At 66.3% G+C, this 2,137-nt stretch carries 1 protein-coding gene and 1 pseudogene; both read right to left on the bottom strand.

The window, feature by feature from the left end:
* A pseudogene (istB, locus tag N5J71_RS22220) lies at positions 1-357 on the bottom strand (IS21-like element IS1474 family helper ATPase IstB); the annotation flags it as partial.
* Positions 245-1,930, bottom strand: coding sequence for an IS21 family transposase (gene istA, locus N5J71_RS22225; RefSeq protein ID WP_041506137.1), 1,686 nt, complete (start codon positions 1,928-1,930; stop codon positions 245-247). The gene istA and the pseudogene istB, both read right to left, overlap by 113 nt.
* Positions 1,931-2,137: the final 207 nt, after the last annotated feature.

The raw sequence follows: 2,137 nt of genomic DNA on the forward strand, positions 1-2,137 counted from the left end.
GGCGCAGGCCAGCCAGGTTTTGCCGGCACCGGTCGGGCCGGTCAGCAGCAGGTTGTGCTGCTGGCGGATCCAGTCGCCACTGGCCAGGGTGGCGATCAGACGCTCGTCCAGGGCGCGACCGGAGCGGCGGTCGATATCTTCCAGGCAAGCGTTGCTGTACTTGAGCTTGGCCTTCTTGCGCAGCCGTACCAGGCGCTGGTTGTCACGCCAGGCCAGTTCGCGGTCGAGCAGTAGGCCGAGGCGTTCATCGAAACTCAGGCTGTGGCTGGCCGGCAGCGTCCATTGCTCTTCCAGGGCGCGGGCCATGCCGTCCAGGCGTAGCTGGTGCAGTTGATTCAGGGTGTGTTGCGGCATCATCGAACAGCTCCTGTTGCGGGGGTTGGTAGTAGTCGGCGCCACGGACGTTCTCGTGGTCGCCGGGTAAGGTCGTTTCGGCGGCACGCTGGGGCAGCGGCTGTTGATCCAGGCCTTGCTGGAGCAGGTTGCGCACGCTGCGCCCGGTGAAGGCGCGCAGGTGTACGGCACGTTCGGCAGCGGCTTCCAGGCGTGCATTGCCATAGCGCCGGGCCAGCGAGAGCAGGCCGAGGCAGGCGCGGTAGCCCATCTCCGGGTGCGGCTTGTGGGTCAGTTGGTGATCGATCAGTTGGCGCGTGTAGGGGCCGATCCGCGCGCCCCAGTCGAGCAGGCGTTGTGGCGTCCATTCGCGATGCGCCTGGTGCGCCGCGGGCATGTGCTCGCGCTGGGTACTGTAAGCGCCGCGTCGCCCCAGCAGCAGGTGGCTGGCCACCCGCCGGTTGCCATGCAGCACTTCCAGGGTGTGTGCCGTCAGTCGCACGTCCACGTTCTGCCGGGCCAGGGCGGAGGGCACGCTGTAGAAGCTGCCATTGACCTCGATGTGGTAGTCGATGCTGACCTTGCAGCGCTTGAAGGTGGCGACCTCGTAGGGATGCACCGGCAGCGCTCGCAAGGCCGGGCGATCCAGGCGCTCGAACCAGTCGCGCCGGCAGCCATCGAGCCGCTTGAACGGGCGCCGATTCAGATCCTCCAGCAGCTCGGCGATGGCCTGGTTAAGCGCATGCAGGCTGAAGAACTGCCGATGGCGCAGCCGCGCCATGATCCAGCGCTCGACCACCTGCACCGCCACCTCGGCCTTGGCCTTGTCCTGAGGCTTGCGTGGCCGTGCCGGCAGGATCACCGTCTGGTAATGACGCGCGCACTCCAGCGTGGCCCGGTTCAGGCCCGGCTCGTAGCGATCCGGCTGGGCGACCAGGGCGCGCGGATTGTCCGGCACAACCATTTCCGGCACGCCGCCAAAGTAGGTCAGAGCCTGGCCCAGCGAGGTCAGCCAGTCCACCTGGGTTTCGCCTGGCGTCGCGCAGGCATAGGTGTAATTCGAGGCGCCCAGGGCGGCGACGAAGATGTGCGCCCGGCGCACTTCGCCGGTGGCCGGGTCGACCACCGGCAGCGTCGGCCCGGCATAGTCGATGAATAGCTTCTCGCCCGCACGGTGCAGCTGACGCATCGAACGTTTGAGCGTCTGGGCGTAGCGCCGGTAGTGCTCGACGAACTGGGTGTAGCGGTAGGTCGGCTGGCCCGCATGCGCGGCGAGATATTCCTCCCACAGCAGCTGCAAGGTCACGCCCTTGCGTCGCAACTCGCGGTGGATGCTCAGCACATCGGGCAGCACTCGCTCACCGCGCGGCTTGTTCGTCGACGTCGGTGCAAACAAGGCGGCCGCCAGCGCGGCCTCGTCCATGGCCACCAGCGCCGGCCAGTCCAGCCCGGCCACCCGCGCCGCCGCGATGTACTTGCTAACCACGCCCTTGGACAGCTGCAAGGCACGGGCAATCTTCTCGTGGGACAAGCCGGCCTCAAACTTGAGGCGCAGACATTCTTTGATGTTTCGCATGGCTACTCGCGGCGCCGCCATCTTCCTCTCCCGAAATCGGTCGAGGATGGCGGCGCATCAGGTCATGCGCAACGAAGGGGAAGGCTTTCGCTAAGTCGTGACCGGCGATTTCGGTAAGCCGTGACCACCTGTTTCGGAACAGGCGGAAAATCGGTCACGTTGCTACCGAAATGAGCGGTCACGCGTTAGCGAAATGACCGGTCACGATCAACCGAAACGGCCGGTCAC

The sequence above is a fragment of the Ectopseudomonas oleovorans genome (assembly GCF_029845265.1).
GTDB classification, from domain to species: domain Bacteria; phylum Pseudomonadota; class Gammaproteobacteria; order Pseudomonadales; family Pseudomonadaceae; genus Aquipseudomonas; species Aquipseudomonas oleovorans.

Bases quoted from the DNA above. Each gene is read 5' to 3' on its own strand.
- istA (WP_041506137.1), bottom strand. From the start codon at position 1,930: ATGGCGGCGCCGCGAGTAGCCATGCGAAACATCAAAGAATGTCTGCGC.